The sequence below is a fragment of the Caballeronia sordidicola genome (genome assembly GCF_000729995.1).
GTDB classification, from domain to species: Bacteria; Pseudomonadota; Gammaproteobacteria; order Burkholderiales; family Burkholderiaceae; genus Caballeronia; species Caballeronia sordidicola_A.
In genome coordinates this window covers 117,406-134,649 of record NZ_JNFG01000012.1, presented here as the reverse complement: position 1 = coordinate 134,649, position 17,244 = coordinate 117,406, and the positions used below count along the sequence as shown (strand labels likewise).

12 protein-coding genes are annotated in these 17,244 nt (G+C 60.0%); 7 read left to right on the top strand and 5 right to left on the bottom strand.

What is annotated here, in order from left to right:
- Positions 1-86 precede the first annotated feature (86 nt).
- Together FH08_RS0113825 and FH08_RS0113820 are read right to left on the bottom strand one after the other, a co-directional pair.
- On the bottom strand, positions 87-1,448 hold the full coding sequence (locus FH08_RS0113825; protein ID WP_031358888.1) for an MFS transporter: 1,362 nt from the start codon (positions 1,446-1,448) through the stop codon (positions 87-89).
- A 452-nt stretch (positions 1,449-1,900) separates the two neighbouring features.
- Positions 1,901-3,055, bottom strand: coding sequence for a peptidyl-alpha-hydroxyglycine alpha-amidating lyase family protein (locus FH08_RS0113820; protein WP_031358887.1), 1,155 nt, complete (start codon positions 3,053-3,055; stop codon positions 1,901-1,903).
- A gap of 496 nt (positions 3,056-3,551) precedes the next feature.
- Here FH08_RS0113820 and FH08_RS0113810 point away from each other — a divergent pair, with 496 nt between their 5' ends.
- Together FH08_RS0113810 and FH08_RS0113805 are read left to right on the top strand one after the other, a co-directional pair.
- The gene (locus tag FH08_RS0113810; protein ID WP_031358885.1) at positions 3,552-4,292 is read left to right on the top strand and encodes a DUF899 family protein; all 741 of its coding nucleotides are present in this window, start codon (positions 3,552-3,554) and stop codon (positions 4,290-4,292) included.
- Between the two features lie 49 nt (positions 4,293-4,341).
- Positions 4,342-5,547: a multidrug effflux MFS transporter gene (locus FH08_RS0113805; RefSeq protein ID WP_031358884.1), complete on the top strand. Its 1,206-nt coding sequence runs from the start codon at positions 4,342-4,344 to the stop codon at positions 5,545-5,547.
- Between the two features lie 63 nt (positions 5,548-5,610).
- Here FH08_RS0113805 and FH08_RS0113800 read toward each other — a convergent pair whose 3' ends face one another.
- Complete coding sequence (locus tag FH08_RS0113800) at positions 5,611-6,069, bottom strand: hypothetical protein (RefSeq protein ID WP_235210357.1); 459 nt, start codon at positions 6,067-6,069, stop codon at positions 5,611-5,613.
- An 861-nt stretch (positions 6,070-6,930) separates the two neighbouring features.
- On the opposite strand from FH08_RS0113800, the gene glpK reads away from it, so the two are divergent.
- Both glpK and FH08_RS0113790 read left to right on the top strand, forming a co-directional pair.
- Complete coding sequence (glpK, locus tag FH08_RS0113795) at positions 6,931-8,430, top strand: glycerol kinase GlpK (RefSeq protein ID WP_031358882.1); 1,500 nt, start codon at positions 6,931-6,933, stop codon at positions 8,428-8,430.
- Between the two features lie 103 nt (positions 8,431-8,533).
- The gene (locus tag FH08_RS0113790; protein ID WP_051888262.1) at positions 8,534-9,394 is read left to right on the top strand and encodes an MIP/aquaporin family protein; all 861 of its coding nucleotides are present in this window, start codon (positions 8,534-8,536) and stop codon (positions 9,392-9,394) included.
- A gap of 265 nt (positions 9,395-9,659) precedes the next feature.
- Here the strand turns inward: FH08_RS0113790 and FH08_RS0113785 are convergent, their stop codons facing one another.
- Positions 9,660-9,965 carry a DUF4148 domain-containing protein gene (locus FH08_RS0113785; protein ID WP_031358880.1) on the bottom strand — a complete coding sequence of 102 codons (306 nt, stop codon included), beginning with the start codon at positions 9,963-9,965 and terminating at the stop codon, positions 9,660-9,662.
- Positions 9,966-10,243: 278 nt separating this feature from the next.
- On the opposite strand from FH08_RS0113785, the gene FH08_RS0113780 reads away from it, so the two are divergent.
- Genes FH08_RS0113780 through FH08_RS0113770 form a run of 3 tightly spaced genes read left to right on the top strand, consistent with a single transcriptional unit; the run spans position 10,244 to position 16,106 of the window.
- The gene (locus tag FH08_RS0113780; RefSeq protein WP_031358879.1) at positions 10,244-13,435 is read left to right on the top strand and encodes an efflux RND transporter permease subunit; all 3,192 of its coding nucleotides are present in this window, start codon (positions 10,244-10,246) and stop codon (positions 13,433-13,435) included.
- A gap of 41 nt (positions 13,436-13,476) precedes the next feature.
- On the top strand, positions 13,477-14,664 hold the full coding sequence (locus FH08_RS0113775) for an efflux RND transporter periplasmic adaptor subunit (protein ID WP_235210363.1): 1,188 nt from the start codon (positions 13,477-13,479) through the stop codon (positions 14,662-14,664).
- A gap of 11 nt (positions 14,665-14,675) precedes the next feature.
- Complete coding sequence (locus FH08_RS0113770; RefSeq protein ID WP_031358877.1) at positions 14,676-16,106, top strand: efflux transporter outer membrane subunit; 1,431 nt, start codon at positions 14,676-14,678, stop codon at positions 16,104-16,106.
- Between the two features lie 356 nt (positions 16,107-16,462).
- Here FH08_RS0113770 and FH08_RS0113760 read toward each other — a convergent pair whose 3' ends face one another.
- Positions 16,463-17,170, bottom strand: coding sequence for an MgtC/SapB family protein (locus FH08_RS0113760; RefSeq protein ID WP_031358876.1), 708 nt, complete (start codon positions 17,168-17,170; stop codon positions 16,463-16,465).
- Between the last annotated feature and the right edge of the window lie 74 nt (positions 17,171-17,244).

Here is a 17,244-nt window from a genome sequence, read left to right as displayed (position 1 = left end):
TCGTTCTCGCCGGGTCCCCCTCGTCCCGGCGAGAACGCTCCGTAAGCTTTTACCCGCGCCTTCGAGAGAGGCGCGGGTTTTTTCGTCTAGTGCGATATGGTTCCTATGTCGCTTACCTTGACGGATTCAGCCCGTGGTTGAACGGCTTGTTTGATCAGCAGTGCAATGCATGCCACTACTCCGGCCACCGCCACCACAGCAAAGATGTTTTCGAAACTGAAGTGCTGCCGGGTCAGTTCGGCAACCAGGAACGAGCCCGCGATCCCACCGAACCGGCCGATACCGAGCATCCATGCAACGCCGGTACCGCGCCCCTGGGTTGGATAGAACGCAGCCGCCAGCGCGGGCATCGACGACTGCGCCGTGTTCATCAGCACGCCTGCCACGAACACGACGAGTATCAGCATGCTGATGTTGCCGGCGGAGTGACCAATGCAATACACGCTGACGGCGGTCAACGCATAGCACGCCGCAATAATCCGGTTCGGATTAAATCGATCCATCAGGACGCCGCACAGCACGGCGCCCACGCCGCCAAGCGGGAACAGCGCGGAAATCAACGTAGCGCGCTGCGGGCTCAGGCCTGCCTCCTTCAGCAGTATCGGCATCCAGTTGATCGATGCGTAGAAGATGACGAGTCCCATGAAATAAGTCAGCCAAAGCATCACCGACCCAACGATGTATTCCCGCGACAGCACCAGCCGGATACCGCTTTTTCCCGGCACGGCCTGAGCCTGTTCCGTCATGACGAACGAAGTGGCGTCGGCGGCGCTGCGACCAATACGGCTAAGCGTTGCCCGAATCTTGTCGACGGGATGCGCATGAGCGACCCGGTAACGCACCGACTCCGGAAGCGCGATGAGCAGCAAGACCGCCAGCAACAGTGGCGTTGTTCCGCCGAGCACCAGGACGCTGCGCCATCCGAAAGCGGGAATCATCCATGCCGCGAGAAAACCGCCGAACGCGGCTCCTAGCGGGAAGCCGCAGAACATCAGGTTGATCAGGGTTGCGCGTCGGCGATCCGGACAGAACTCGCTCATGATCGTCACCGCATTCGGCATGGCCGCGCCCAGTCCGAGTCCCGTGATGAACCGCAGTATCGTCAAGTGCGTCAGGTCGCCGGAGAAAGCGGAAGCAAGGCACGCGACGCCGAAAATCACGACCGACGTAATAAGAAGCACGCGCCGTCCCAGGCGGTCGGAAAGCGGACCCGCGAGGAGCGCACCGAACGCCAGTCCGAACAGCGCGGCGCTCAGCACCGGAGCCAGCGCAGGCCTGCTGATATTCCACTCGGTGATCAGCGACGGGGCGATGAACCCGATAGCGGCTGTGTCGAATCCGTCCAGCAGGACGATGACAAAGCACATTGCAAAAATCAGCCACTGAAAACCGCCGAACGGGTGTTCATTGATGAAGGTCTGAACGTCGACTGACGGACTCCTGCTCATGTCTCTTCCTTATATTTTTGTTAGGTCGTCACCGGGCGTGCGATTCTTCCAGTTTATACATACCGCGCTTCTGCGGCGGGGATACTAGTGGCGCGATACCGGCGTCGACTATGCGGGGCAACCCCTAGGTTCTGGGGGGCGCGTCCGGAGCATCGCCGTTGATCCGCTTGGCATAACGCTTCTCAAGCACTATTCAGGATTTGTATAGTGGATATCGCTGGGCGCGGGATAAGTTTGCTGAGGGCCGGCAATTCTTTAAAGCAGCTAGAGGCACCTTGAGAAAGTAAGTAGATAAGAAGCCCTAAGACCTAAGCGAATCAGATCAACTTCGCCCTACGATCGCTAACGCATGTTCCCGATTAGCACAAAGTCCCGAAGAGCAGTCATCGATAAAGTGGCGAGCGTCAGCCCGCCACTTCGGTGAGTCAATCACATCGGTTTCACAGCAAGCGTCACGCGTGCAACACCAGTTTCTGTACACGCCAGTTCAGGAGTTCTGCAACAAACAGCACATTCTCCGACGGACAAGCCATCTGGTGAATCCAGCCGAACTGCTTCAGTTGCTTGCCTGATTCGCCGAGTACGCCCAGCACCTCGCCCTCGAGCGACAGTTTGTAGATGCGCCCGGGGAATGCATCTGAGCTGTACAGCACCTGGTTCGGCCCCGGCGAGATGCAGATGGCCCACGGCGAGCCGGGTGCAAAGGTGCCGGCGGCAATGGCTGCCTCATCTGGCGCATAACCAATGGCCGGCCGTGCTCCGGGAGGCACCGGCACGTCGATAGTGAACTGGAGCTGGAAGTTGCCTTCGCCGTCGAACACCTGGATGCGACGGTTGCTTCGGTCGGCTACATAAACACTCCCCTTGGCATCAAGCGCAATGCTATGCGGCGTGTGGAACTGACCGGGGCCGGTGCCACGCTCGCCCCATGACTTCAGCCAGTTACCGTTCTTGTCGACCTTGGCCACGCGCGAGTTGATATACCCGTCGCTGATGTAGCTGTTGCCGGCGGCGTCCCAGGCCACGTCGGTCACTTGGCGGAAGCGGCCCGGCTCGGCGGGAAGCGGCGGATTCGGATGCTTGAGCGGGCCGGTCTCCTCGTCGGCCGCCTCCTGCTTGCGGCCGAAGACCATCGCTACGCGGCCGTCGGGCGTGAACTTGACTACCATGTCCGAGCCCTTGTCGGTGACCCAGATATTATCCTCGCGATCCACCTTGACCATATGCGCGAAAGACCAGGCATAGAGGTTGTGGCCGATCTCGCGGACAAAGCGGCCGTCGGGTGCGAACTCAAGGAGCTGAGCGGCAGCGGCACCGTAGGCCGGGCCCGTGGTGTTGCCCCGCGACAGCACGAAGATATGGCCTTTGGAGTTCAGCGCGACGCCCGAACATTCACCGAAATAGGTATCACGCGGCAAATGCACTGGATCAGGAACCGAGTCGTAGGCGATGGTGCGGATCGTATCGGTGTCAGCGTAGGCGGAATGCGGTAGCCACGCGAGTGCAGCGGCGCCCTCGGCTGCTAGGGCCAGGAAACGGCGCCGTGTAAGCACGCGGGTGGCTGGATCGCCGCAGCATGGGCAGGATAGTGGATGGGCCTGGATCATTGAATCTCGCTCCTTGTTGTTCTTGTCGATGGCGTTGGACGCCATGTTTATTGAACGGGACCCGAAGGCGAGGTCATGCATCGATGTGATGCATGACAAGGACCTTCCGGTCGTCCCCTGCGTTGGCGCATAGTCTCCTGGTCATCTGAGCGCACCAGCGTGGATTTCACTATAGTGCAGATGATGAACGGCAGATGCGGCGTTCGCGTCCGCTTGACACCGTGATCTCTGACCCGCGCCCTTATGTGACTTCGTTGCTTTTCTCCGCTGCACCCGCCTTCACACCGCCCGACTCCCTTCCGATATGTAAGCCTCGCGTCGCGGCGTGCGTCCTGGTGAATATCGAAATACTTGAAGCAGGCGATGTCGATTTCTCAACGCGTCGTTCGTCATGCATGTAGGGCCGCAATCCGGCAATGCGCCTTTCGACGCGCCGCATCGCGCCCCGATTTCCGCTCATCCCGGTCACTCCCCTTTAACCACGAGGAGATCACTCATGACTTCCGTAAATGGATCTGCACAGACATTGCAGCCGGCCGCAGCGCTGGCTCGGTCACCGCGCCGGTTCCCGGGCGAAAGTACGCAGTACCGCACCGCACGCAACGCGCTGCTGGCAGAGGAAATTGAGTTGCGCCGCCACATCGAGCGGGTGGCCGCGCAGCGCCGGGCGCTTCCAGCCGGCGGCGAGGCGCCACAGGATTACCGCTTCGAGGGCGAGCATGGACCGGCCACGCTTTTCCAAATGTTCGGCGATCATGACACCCTGATTACCTACAACTGGATGTTCGGTCCCAAGCGCGAACGGTCTTGCCCGATGTGCACGTCATTGCTCAGCGCCCTTGACGGAGAGATGCCCGACATCCTGCAACGCGTGGCCTTTGCTGTGATCGCCCGAGGGCCGATCGAGCGGCTGGTGGCGTTCAAGAAGGAGCGCGGCTGGCGCCACCTGCGGTTATATTCGTCGGGCGGCAACAGCTTCAATCGTGATTATGCCAACGAAGATCCGGATGCCGGCGACAACGCCGCGTTCAACGTTTTTACGCGCTCAAGCAATCGCTCAGGCAGCATCTTGCGCCACTTCTGGGGCGACGAGATGGGCCCGCAAACGGCCGACCCGGGCCAGGACCCTCGCGGCGCGCCGGACCCCATGCCGCTATGGCTCATGCTAGACCTGACGCCCGGCGGCCGCAGCACGGACTGGTATCCAAAACTGGAATACGCCGTCATGCGCACGTGACCGGCATGATTTCGATTACCATGCCGCCACTCTTTCCTACCGATAAATGATGACACGACGCTTTCTTCAACTTGCCATTGTGCTGGGCCTGATTACCGCCGTGGGGCCGTTTGCCATCGACATGTACCTGCCCGCACTGCCGTCCATCGGAGGGGCCCTGCACGCCACCCCGGCCGAAGTGCAGATGAGCCTGATGGTGTTTTTTATCACGCTTGGTGTCTGCCAGCTTGTGTACGGCCCGCTCTCGGATATCTTCGGCCGCAAGATGCCGATCTATGTCGGCCTCGCGATTTTTACCATCGGCAGCGTGGGCTGCGCCTTTGCACCGGACATCCACGTGCTGATCGGCTTCCGCGTGCTCCAGGCGTTGGGCGCGTGCGCCGGCATGGTCGTTCCGCGAGCGATCGTACGGGACCTCTTCACCGGTCACGACGCCACCCGGCTCATGTCGCTGCTTATGCTTGTTGTGAGCGTCTCTCCGCTACTGGCGCCGCTGACCGGCAGCTTCATCATTGCGGCATTCGGCTGGCGTGGTGTCTTCTGGGCGCTGACGGTGGCGGGCGGACTTGCCCTCGTGCTGGCAGCTACGCAGTTGAAGGAGACGCGGGAAATCCATCATCGCGCCGACAGCTCGTGGGCGAGTGCGTTCGCGGGTTATCGCAAGTTACTTAGTGATCCGATGTTCCTTGGTCTCACGTTTACCGGTGCGTTCGGCGTCTCGTCGTTTTTTATCTACCTGGCAAGCGCCTCGTTCGTGATCATCAACCACTATGGCTTGTCGCCCACTATGTTCAGCCTGTGCTTCGCACTTAACGCCGCGGCGTTTTTCGGCTTCAGCCAGTTGACAGCACGGCTCACTGCCAGATACGGCCTGCCGCGCGTCATTCGCGTGGCGGTGACCGGCTTCGCGATTTCGATGAGCATCGTCGCGGTGCTGTTTCTGGCGGGCGCCGACAGCCTCGCGCTGATGATGGTTTTCCTGTTTATCGGCTACGGTTTCCTGGGGCTTGTCTTGCCGACTTCCGCGGTGTTGTCGCTTGAAAATCATGGGGCAATCGCGGGTACAGCTTCGGCGTTAATGGGTGCATTGCAGTTTGTCGTGGGCGCTGCGGTGATGGCCGTATCCGGCTTGTTCGCCGGTGGCGCGCCAAAGCCGATGGTCGTCGGAATCGCACTCTCCGCGTTGGTGGCGTTTGCCATCGCCCGCCTCACTCTGCGTGACGAAAACGCAAGGCTGCCAGCGGCGGCAGAGTAAAGTACCTGCATGGCATTGAGTGGCAGCAGACGTCGCAACTTGCACATAGCAGGCGTTGTGACGTCAATGGGCCTTACAAAGAATCGCCGTCATCACCGGTGTGACTTCGTGAACGATAGCGTCGCTGCCTATTTGATGCAGGCGGTCCCTGACGTCGTCCGACGCGCCTGTCACCACGACGCCGTAAGCCCAGTCCCCAACGGGGTCTCCCTTGCCCGGCTTGAAGAGCGGATCGTCCTTCTCATAGCCGAGCACCACGAAGACCGGAAAATCGAACGCCGTCAACTTCACGCCATGGGCGGGCCGGAACGCGTTGATTGAGTTCTTCTCGACATGCATGGGCTTGGACTGTATTTCACCACTGTTCATCAGCGCGCTGATGAACACATGGCCCGTCGATTTGCAATCAAGCTGCTCTTCCACCGCGCTTGCGTGTGCAAGTGTCGACAACAAACCGAGGGGCGCGAGCGCGGCCACGGCAACGATCCGAATAAGCTTGGTGACCTGCCTCGTAACCCGCATGGTTGGCCTCTATTTTTCTCGACATTGCATCAACCGCGCCCAATTTTTCGTCGCGGAGTCTAACTCTACCTGCACCGGTAAATTATTGCCGGGTTGCCCCAATGCCCCTGAACCCCTTACAAACAATCGTGATTCGGTAGCAGACCTGCAGACCGGCACTCGCTTGAATTCCATGAACCGGGCCGTCAGCACGTCCAAACCTTCGCTTGCAGAGTCACCCCTATTGCGGACGCTATTGATTGACGTGTCCGTTCTCTTGCGAACTTTCAAAAATCTTTACCGCCATCGTTTCGAGGTTTTCTACTAACCCCGATGCATCTGACTGCGCGCATGCCAGCGATAAAAATGAGTCTTTACATTTTCGATTTTGTTCACTAGCATTCGAATTCGAACATTATCGATTCGATAGGTTTTCTTAATTGACATGTGCAAATGACGTGAATCAGGACGGGATGGCTTATCTGCTGGTAATTTAACGAAGCATTGACCAGCACAGCATCATGCGCAAAATCGCGCAATTCGCTTTTCACGGTGTTCTTTTTCGAACAAGATGAGTTCGTTTGCAGGCGAAATGGGAACGACAGCGAATCGCTGCGTGGAAATCCTGCTGCATAGGTGAAGCATCAGGCATTCAATGAAATTGCGCGGTGGTTTGCGGATGAAACCACCCCTTCATCCCACCTGTTGGCGGCCCTTACCTCAACCGCATGAAGCGGCTAGCTGGATCTAACGGCGTAATAAAAACGTAATATTTGTAGAAGCACCCGTCTCACCGAAGCCGCAGTCAAAATAAGAAGTCAGCAACGTCGCGAGGCATCATGCACGAAGCGGCGATCCATTTAAAAACCAGTGGAGAAGACAATGCAGGAGCAATACATCCTCGCGCTCGATCAGGGCACGACAAGTTCACGCGCAATGGTGTTCGATCGCCAGGGCAACGTAGTGTCGGTGGCGCAGAAAGAATTTGGCCAGATCTACCCGCAACCAGGCTGGGTTGAGCACGACCCTCAGGAAATCTGGTCGACCCAGGCCGGCGTCGCCGCCGAAGCCGTCACCCGCGCGGGCCTGAACGGTGCATCTATTGCCGCTATCGGCATTACCAACCAGCGCGAGACCACCATTGTCTGGGATCGTGAAACCGGCCAACCGATCTACAACGCCATTGTCTGGCAGGACCGACGCACCGCCGACTTCTGCGACCAGTTGAAGGCGCAGGGCTTGGAAGAAAAGGTCCGTGCCAAGACGGGCTTGCCTATAGATTCCTACTTCTCCGCGACCAAGATCCGCTGGATCCTTGACAACGTGGAAGGCGCGCGCGAGAAAGCGAAACAAGGACGCCTTGCGTTCGGTACGGTCGATAGCTGGCTGGTGTGGAACTTCACGAAACACGGCCTGCATATCACCGACGTCACCAACGCGTCGCGCACCATGCTCTTTAATATCCACACGCTCAAGTGGGACGACGAGCTCCTGGACGCGCTCGACATTCCGCGCAGCATGCTGCCCGAAGTGCGTGCCTCGTCGGATGTGTACGGCCCGACCAAGACCACGGTATTCGCGTCCAAGATTCCGATTGCCGGCATTGCAGGCGACCAGCACGCCGCCCTCTTCGGCCAGATGTGCACGAAGTCCGGCATGGTGAAAAACACCTACGGCACCGGTTGTTTCCTCGTCATGAACACGGGCGACAAGCCCATCGAATCGCGCAACAACCTTGTCACCACCATTGCGTGGCAGATCGGCGACCAAGTCAACTACGCGCTGGAAGGCAGCATCTTTATTGGTGGCGCCGTCGTGCAATGGGTTCGTGACGGACTTGGCATCATCAAGAGCGCGAATGAGATCGAAGCGCTTGCGCGCAGCGTGCCGCATAGCGACGGCGTCTATATGGTGCCCGCTTTCGCCGGCCTGGGTGCGCCGCACTGGAATGCACGCGCACGCGGCACGCTGTTTGGCGTGACACGTGGCACGACCTCCGGCCACATCGCACGGGCGGCACTGGAAAGCATCGCGTTTCAATCAATCGATGTGCTGAAGGCGATGGAAGCCGATTCCGGCATCCGCATTGGCGAATTGCGCGTGGACGGCGGTGCGGTCGCCAACAACCTGCTGATGCAATTCCAGGCCGACATGCTGGGCGTGGATGTGGTGCGTCCGCAGATCAGCGAGACCACTGCGCTAGGCGCGGCGTATCTCGCCGGGCTGGCAGTCGGCTACTGGAAAGATGTGAATGAACTGCAAAGCCAATGGAAGCTGGACCGCCGTTTCTCGCCGGATGTTGCGCCTGACGAGGTCAAGCGCCAGATGCACGGCTGGCAACGCGCGGTGAATGCCGCCAAGGCGTGGGCTGACGCCACCTGAGCTCAGGTTGAACTCACGTTGAACCTGCGTTCAACGTGAGCCTTGGTCACGTCATCCTGGTCTTCATTGCCGCAACGCAGATCTTCTTTTAGGAATCCTCCGTATGTCATCAACTATTGCAAAACCTACCAGCAGGCAATTTGTCGGCGAACTCATATCCGAGGCCATCGCTGTCCTGATCATCATCGCGTTCGGTGATTCAGTGGCATGCATGTACGTGCTATACGATCCCAGCCCGTATGTGAATGCCTACTGGGGAGTCTGCATGTCCTGGGGGCTGGCCGTGACGCTCGCCATCTATGTCACCGGCTCCATTTCCGGCACGCATGCCAATCCTGCAGTGACACTGGCCCTTGCGTTGTTCCGCGGCTTCTCGTGGAAGAAAGTGTTGCCCTACTGGGTGGCTCAACTCGTTGGCGGAATACTGGGCGCCGTCATTGTTTACGCGCTGTTCGGGCCGGTGATCGATCACTACAACCTGGTTCATCATCTGTCACGGGCAGACGGCGGCGCAGCGGGCGTGTTCTTCACGCACCCGGGCCTGGCCATCACCCCGATGCACGCGTTCTCCGATGAAGTGATCCTGACGGCGTTTCTTTTATTCGGGATTTTCGCCATCACCGAGCAGTTCAACGAAATGGCGCCTCAAGCGAATGCGGGTGCGCTCATGATCGGGTTTCTGGTGGCAATCCTTGGGTCGTCGATGGGCTATCTGGAAGCCTGGGCAATGAATCCGGCTCGCGATCTGGGTCCGCGTTTGTTTGCGTACTTTGCAGGCTGGGGTTCGTCCGCACTGCCTTCACCGGACAACTACTGGTGGATTCCGGTGGTCGCTCCGTTGATAGGCGGCGTGATTGGCGGCGGCGCTTACCAACTGCTGATCCATCCATTCCTGCCGGCGCGCGTGCGCGCATTGCAAGCGGAGGCTAATGGCGAGGACTGCGAGCAGGGACAGCGCGTCTGATAAATTGGTAGGCTGACTTGGAGTCAAGGTGATTCAGCGGTTAAGCGCCGGACGTTGATCGGTCCGGTGCTTAATCGCTCAATACTGCGCTCAATGCTGTCATCTCCGCCGTTGCTTCTGTCAGCGGCAGCACCCTCCCTCATTCGCGAGGGTGCCCGCTTAGCGGCACTACGCGATCCGGCCAGCACGCACCGGAACAATCGTTTCTCAGGAACACCACGGCTCACCAAGCCGCCCGCCAGCCGGTCCTACACCACCATTCAAATCACTGCCCTTTGTACACCGGGGCCCCTACGGGTCCGCTCGTCGGCGACTGCGACATCGACGTTCCATTCTCCGTGGTTCCACCGTAACCGGTGGTGGTGTCGCCCGAATGCACGCGTGCTTCAGCAGCCTGAATATCATTCGGATAGAAAGCTTCCTGCGAGTCCGGGCGCCATCCCGCGTTCTCGAGCTGGACGAGATCGGCGCGTACCTGGGCACGCGTGACGGGCTGATCCGTGGTTTGGGCGAACGACACGGCGGGGGCAGCCAGGACCAGCGCAAGTGTTGTGCAGATCAGTGCTTTCATGATGAGTAGCCTCTTTGTAAAGTGGCTTCACTCTCAATGAATGAAGCTCATGCTCCATCGTCCGGTAAGCGACGGTAAGCAGCTTCATTCTGCGCGACAGGCACTGACTCGAAGCTGACGCCCAGATGACAAGATCGCCATATTGCGCACCCCGGCATTCGAAGATGACAACTTTGTAACCTTGCGGTCAGTACCGGGTAAAGACCGGTTCGTCACACTGGCCGCACGTTACGAACGTGTTCGCTTTTCAAGCGCAGCTCATCTTCCGGGAATGTCCAATGTGGATTGTCAGACTGGCCCTGCGCAGGCCCTATACCTTCATTGTGCTTGCGATCCTGCTGTTCCTGATCGGACCGCTTGCCATCATGCGCACCCCTACGGATATTTTCCCGAACATTAATATTCCGGTGGTAAGCATTGTCTGGTCGTATAACGGTTTCTCCGCGCAAGACATGGCGGACCGGATCACGTCGAACTATGAACGCGCGCTGACTTCGGATGTTGAAGACATCGAACACATTGAATCGCAGTCGCTGAACGGCGTCTCGGTGATCAAGATATTCTTTCACCCCGGCGCCGACATCAATCGCGCCATCGCCGAAGCCGGTTCGAACTCCGAATCCATCCTGCGCGTGCTGCCGCCGGGCACGTTGCCGCCGAACATCATTACGTACAACGCGTCGACTGTTCCTATCCTGCAACTGGGGCTGTCGAGCAATACGCTGCCCGAGCAAACGCTCTACGACCTCGGCAATAGCTTCATTCGTACGCAGCTTGCTACGGTGCAGGGCGCGGCCGTCCCGCTGCCCTTCGGCGGCAAGATCCGCCAGATCATGATCGACATCGATCCACGCGCGTTGCAGGCCAAAGGCTTGTCGCCCAGCGACGTGGTCAACGCCGTCAACGCGCAGAACCTGATCCTGCCCGGTGGCACGGCCAAGATCGGCGCACGCGAATACAACGTGCAGATGAACGGCAGCACAGACAGCGTCGCGGCGCTCAACAACCTGCCGATCAAGACCGTCAAAGGCGGCGTGGTGTATGTACGGGACGTCGCGCAGGTGCGCGACGGGTATGCGCCGCAAACCAACATCGTGCGCAGCGACGGCAAGCGCGCCGCGCTGCTCACGGTGGAAAAGACCGGCAGCACGTCGACGCTGACCATCATCGGGCAGATCAAGTCCATGTTGCCGAAGATCGCGGCAGGACTGCCGAAGGCGCTGCACATCACGGCGCTTTCCGATCAGTCGGTATTCGTGAAGTCCGCCGTGACCGGCGTGGTGCGGGAAGCGTTGATCGCGGCATGCCTGACTGCGTTGATGATCCTGCTGTTCCTCGGCAGTTGGCGCGCAACCCTGATCATTGCCGTCACCATTCCGCTTTCGGTACTGACCTCGCTGATCGCGCTGTCCGCGCTCGGGCAGACCATCAATATCATGACCCTCGGAGGGCTGGCCCTAGCGGTCGGGATCCTGGTTGATGATGCAACTGTCGCTATCGAAAACATCACGCATCATCTGGAACGGGGCGCGCCGCTACACGATGCCATTCTCAACGGTTCGGGGGAGATCGCGGTCCCGACCTTCGTCTCGACGCTCTCTATCTGCATTGTGTTCGTGCCGATGTTCCTGCTATCAGGGGTGGCGCGTTATCTGTTCGTACCGCTGGCTGAAGCAGTGGTGTTTGCGATGTGCGCGTCTTACTTCTTCTCGCGTACGCTGATTCCAACGCTCGCGATGTACCTGATGAAAACGCCGTCGAAAGACGGCAAGCCGGCACGCGGACCGTTCGCTTTCCTGATGCGATTCCAGGCCGGGTTCGAACGTCGCTTCGAAACATTGCGGCACGGCTACAAGGCGACGCTCAGCCGCGCCATTGACAATCGCCGCCGCTTCCTGCCGGTGTTCATGCTGCTCTGCGTGGGGTCATTCGCGCTCGTGCCCTTCACAGGCCGGGACTTTTTCCCCGCCGTCGATACCGGCGAAATCCGCCTGCACATGCGCGCCCCCACGGGCACCCGGATCGAGCAGACCGCCCGTCTCGTGGACGAAGTCGAAGCGAAGATCCGCACCGTCATTCCGAAGTCGGACGAGGCCGCGTTACTCGACAACATCGGCGTGCCGGTGAGCGGCATCAACCTGACCTATGACTCGTCGGCGCCGGTCGGATCCGCAGACGCGGACATCATGATCACGTTGAAGAAAGGACACGCCCCCACGGCGGACTACGTCGCGAGATTGCGCAACGTATTGACTGCGTCATTCCCCGGCACCACCTTCGCATTCCTCCCGGCGGATATCGTCAGCCAGATCCTGAATTTCGGCCTCCCTGCGCCAATCGACATCCAGATCGTCGGCAACAAGCTCGACCAGAACCGCGTGGTGGCGAACAACTTGCTGACCAGGCTGAGGACCGTACGTGGCCTGGTCGATGCCCGTATCCAGCAGCCCGGCGATGAACCCGCGATCAACGTCAACGTAGACCGGACCAAAGCGATGCAAGCCGGTCTCACGCAACGCGATGTTGCGCAGAACCTGCTGATCGCGCTGTCGGGCAGCTCGCAGACCACGCCGAACTTCTGGCTCGATCCGAAGAACGGCGTGAGTTATCCGTTGATGACTGAAGTACCGCAATACGATATTCATTCGCTGCAGACGCTGGCGAACGTGCCGCTGACGAAGGACGTCACCACCTCGTCGCCGCAAAGCTTGTTGGGTTCGTTGGGCACGATGTCGCGCGGCACACAGCAAGCCGTAGTCTCGCACTACAACGTGCAGCCCGTGCTCGATATCTTCGCTTCAGCGCAAGGACGGGATCTCGGCGGCGTGGCGTCGGACGTGACCCGGCTCGTGGACCAGGCACAGGCACAGTTGCCCGCCGGCTCTTCGATCGTCATCCGCGGGCAGGTGCAATCGATGAACGAATCGTTTAGCGGCCTGGGACTGGGACTCGTATTCGCCATTGCGCTGGTCTACCTGCTCATGGTCGTGAACTTCCAGTCGTGGATCGATCCGCTGATCATCATCAGTGGTTTGCCGGCGTCACTGGCGGGGATCGCGTGGATGCTCTTCGCCACGCACACCACGCTAAGCGTGCCGGCGCTGACAGGCACCATCCTGTGCATCGGCATTGCAACGGCCAACAGCATTCTTGTCATCAACACAGCGCGAGAGATGTTGCAAGGCGGCGCGGCGCCGCTGACCGCTGCCCTTGAAGCCGGCTTTAACCGCTTCCGGCCCGTGCTGATGACCGCGCTCGCGATGCTGATCGGCATGTTGCCGATGGCGCTCGGTCTGGGTGACGGCGGCGAACAAAATGCGCCGCTTGGGCGTGCCGTCATCGGCGGCCTGGCTATCGGAACTGTCTCCACCCTTCTTTTCGTCCCGGTCGTATTCGGTATGGTCCACGCATGGATCGAAAAGCGTCGCTTAAGGAAAGCGGCGGCGCAAGCCACCCCGTCCCTTCAATGACCGCCTTTAAACGAGCCTAGACCATGAACCATCACAACGATATGCACGAACTACCGGCGTCGGCCAGTGAGACGGCCACCAAGCGTTCAACGCGGCGACGCTTCATGATGCCGCTGGCATTCGGCGCTATTGCTGCCGCGTTGCTTGTTATCGGCATTGTTCCGAGACTGCACGCCAGCACCGCGCTGACCTCGCAAGCCGCTGCGCAACATGCGCTCAGTGTTTCGGTCATCAAGCCGCACAGTGCGCCTGCGGTCCAGGAACTCCTGCTGCCCGGCTCGGTGATGCCCTACGCCGATGCCTCGATCTACGCCCGCACGAGCGGTTATCTCGAGCACTGGTACGCCGACATTGGCGCCAGGGTGAAGGCAGGGCAAACGCTGGCCGTCATCCAGACACCGGAGCTCGATGCACAGCTTCGCCAGGCCCGTGCCGACGCAGCGACGGCGCAAGCCAATTTCAACTACGCCCGAGTCAGCGCGCAACGCTGGCAGGACATGCTGAAGACACAGTCGGTCTCGCAACAGGACACCGACACAAAGGTCAGCGACATGCAGGCAAAGCTCGCCATGCTGCAGTCCGCGCAGGCCAATGTGCAACGTCTCTCAGAGCTTGTGTCATACGAGAAGGTGAGCGCACCCTTCGACGGCGTGGTGACGGCGCGCAACGTGGACGTGGGTGCGCTGGTCACGGCGGGCGGTTCGCCTGGTCTGGCCGCCATGCCCGGTGAACTCTTTCATGTGGAGCAGACAGACACGTTGCGAGTGTTCGTCGATGTGCCGCAAAACGATGCGCCCTATGTCACACCGGGCACCGAGGTTTATCTGAGCGTCCAGCAATATCCAGGCAGGCGCTTCGCCGCGAAAGTCGCGCGCAGTGCCGGTGCGATTGATCCGGTCAGCCGCACCCTGCACGTGGAAGTGGATGTCGACAACCGCGACAGCTCGCTCATGCCCGGCGCCTACGCGCAGGTCCATCTGGCCTTGCAGAACGCCAGCCCCGCACTCGACCTGCCGGTGAGTGCACTTCTATTCAGACCCAATGGCGTGACCGTTGCAGTTGTCGACAGCACGGGTAAAACCGCGCTTAAGACGGTGAGCGTCGGACGGGATTTCGGCACCCACGTGGAAGTCACGACCGGGCTCACGGCCACCGATCGCGTCATCGACAATCCGGGCGACGCTATCACCCCGGGCGAGCCGGTGCAGATCGTTTCGTCCGCTTCCTGAGGATCGTGCTCATGCTCATGTCGCCCTCCGCCCTCGCCCGCAAGACCTTGGTCATTTGTTTGGGCGTTGCACTTAGCGCTTGCTCCACCTTGCCTGCGTACCAGAAGCCGGACATCTCCGTACCGGCGCACTATGCCGGCGCCGCAGGCTGGGCGCTCGCCACGCCTGCCGATACCCAGCCGCGCGGCCCATGGTGGACCGTCTTCGGCGACCCGCAGTTGAACGAACTCGAAAGCCGTATCGATGTCTCGAACCAGACCGTAAAGAAAGCGGTCGCGCAATTGCAGCAGGCACGTGCGTTGGTCGACTATCAGCGCGCCGGCTTCTTCCCGACCGTGACCGCGGGCGCGTCCGAGAGCCGGTTCCGTACATCGCAGAACGTGCAGGGCCATTCGCTGGCGGGCAAGACCATTCCCGACTACTCAACCGGCTTGAGCGCTTCGTGGGAGCCCGATCTGTTTGGCCGTGTAAAAGATGCGACCGTCAACGCGCAAGCGAACGCGGCTGCAAGCGAGGCCGATCTTGAAGCGGTGCGCCTCTCGATGACCAGCGACCTGGCCGTCGACTACTTCGACCTGCGTTCACTCGATACGCAAAAGAAACTCCTCGACGACACCGTGAACGCCTATGCCGACGCGCTGCGTATCCTCAACCAGCAACTGAAGAATGGGGCGATCGATGCATCGGCGGTCGCGCTGGCCTCGACGCAACTGGAAAGTACGCGGACACAGGACACGGATATCGATGTTCAACGCGCACAGCTTCAGCACGCGATTGCTACGTTGATCGGCGAACCCGCATCGACGTTCTCCATTGCGGCCAAGCCGCAATCCTTCGTTGTACCCTCTATTCCTCCCAGCCTGCCCTCGCAGCTTCTCGAACGCCGCCCCGATATCGCCGCTGCCGAACGACGCGTATTTGCGGCCAATGCACAAATCGGCGAAGCGCATGCCGCGTTTTTTCCCGATCTCGCGCTGTCGGCGAGCGCCGGACTCGAAAGCACGTTCTTTGCGCCGTGGCTGAGCGCCCCCAGTCTCTTCTGGTCGATCGGTCCGCAACTGGTCGGCACTTTGTTCGACGGCGGCAAACGCGAGGCCTCGTTGAAAAGCGCCAACTCGCAGTACGACGGCTCGGTCGCCGATTACCGGCAGACTGTGCTCGTGGCGTTTCAACAGGTCGAGGACAATTTGTCGGCACTGCAGTCACTTCAGAGCGAAGCCGCCAGCCAGCAACGCGCGACGTCCGCTGCCGGGCTTGCATTGAAGCTGACGACCAACCGGTTTCAGGCGGGTGCAGTGAGCTACCTCGATGTGGTGACCGCACAGACTATCGCGTTGACGAACCAGCGTACTGCCGACCAGATAGATGCCCGTAGGCTTGATGCAAGCGTGTTGTTATTGAAGGCGCTTGGCGGCGGTTGGCAAGGGCTTACATCAGGATGAACGTCTTGCGCCGCGGGTGCGGGTATTTACTGCCTGGGTTTATCGCCCGCTGAATGGGCGTGCTTATTGTGCTTGTCCTCGTGCTCGTGCTCGTGCTCTTGCGATTCGCGCCGGGAATGCTTCAGCGCGTCGAATATTCCCCAGATTGCAATCGCTAGTCCTGTCCCGAACCCGCAAGCCAACAACACATAAGTACTCATCTGCTACCTTTAATGGGGTGAAGCGATGCATCGATGATGCGAGCACCCGCTCATCGCGCGCTTGTATGGGTACGCACAAGCATCGCTGCCCCGGATACTACCGATGCATCCTTTCAAAACCCATGCCATGCCCCACACGTGTGGGCATGCGCCGCATCAATCAGGGTCGGGCACGGTATCGAGCGCGGCCCAGCTAACGCTCGATACGCCCTTGTCCATGCTGAGCCGGCTCGCAACGGCCTCGACCTTTGATTGATACTTCGGATGCGTTTCGAGCGTTGCGATCACTTCCACTCGCCCCGAATCGTCGTCGACATCCGTGCTGCTCAGTCCCTGGAACGACAGCGGTGCAGAGACCATCGAGTTGGTGATCAACGCCCGGATATTCACTTCATCTTCCGCGCGGCAGACTACCGTCAGCACGTATTTGCGCACGAGGTCGGCGGACGCCACCGGCGCAGTATTGATTGCGCGCCCGATCTCACGCAGCACGGTGTTGGTGAACAGGATCACCAGGGTCCCCGCGATGGCGGGCCCATAGTGTTCCGCCCCGCAAAGAACGCCAACGGCCGCCGAGCACCACAAGGTGGCCGCCGTATTGATCCCCTGAATTGCGCCCTGCTCGCGCATGATGACGCCGCCACCCAGGAAGCCGACGCCGGACACCACATAGGCCGCGATTTGCGTCACGCTCGTGGTTCCGTTGCCGGTCATGGCGCCGAGGATCACGAACAGGCAGGCGCCACTGGTCACCAGCGTGATGGTGCGCAGGCCGGCCGTTCGCTGCCGCATCTGTCTTTCCAGACCGATGGCGATACCGCACGACAAAGCGGCTATCAAAGGAAGGATGTACTCGTAGATCATGAAGCAATTCTTTGATTTGTAATGTTCGCATGCGTTGCCTGACGATGACCGCTCAAGCACTCTCAATGGCCGCG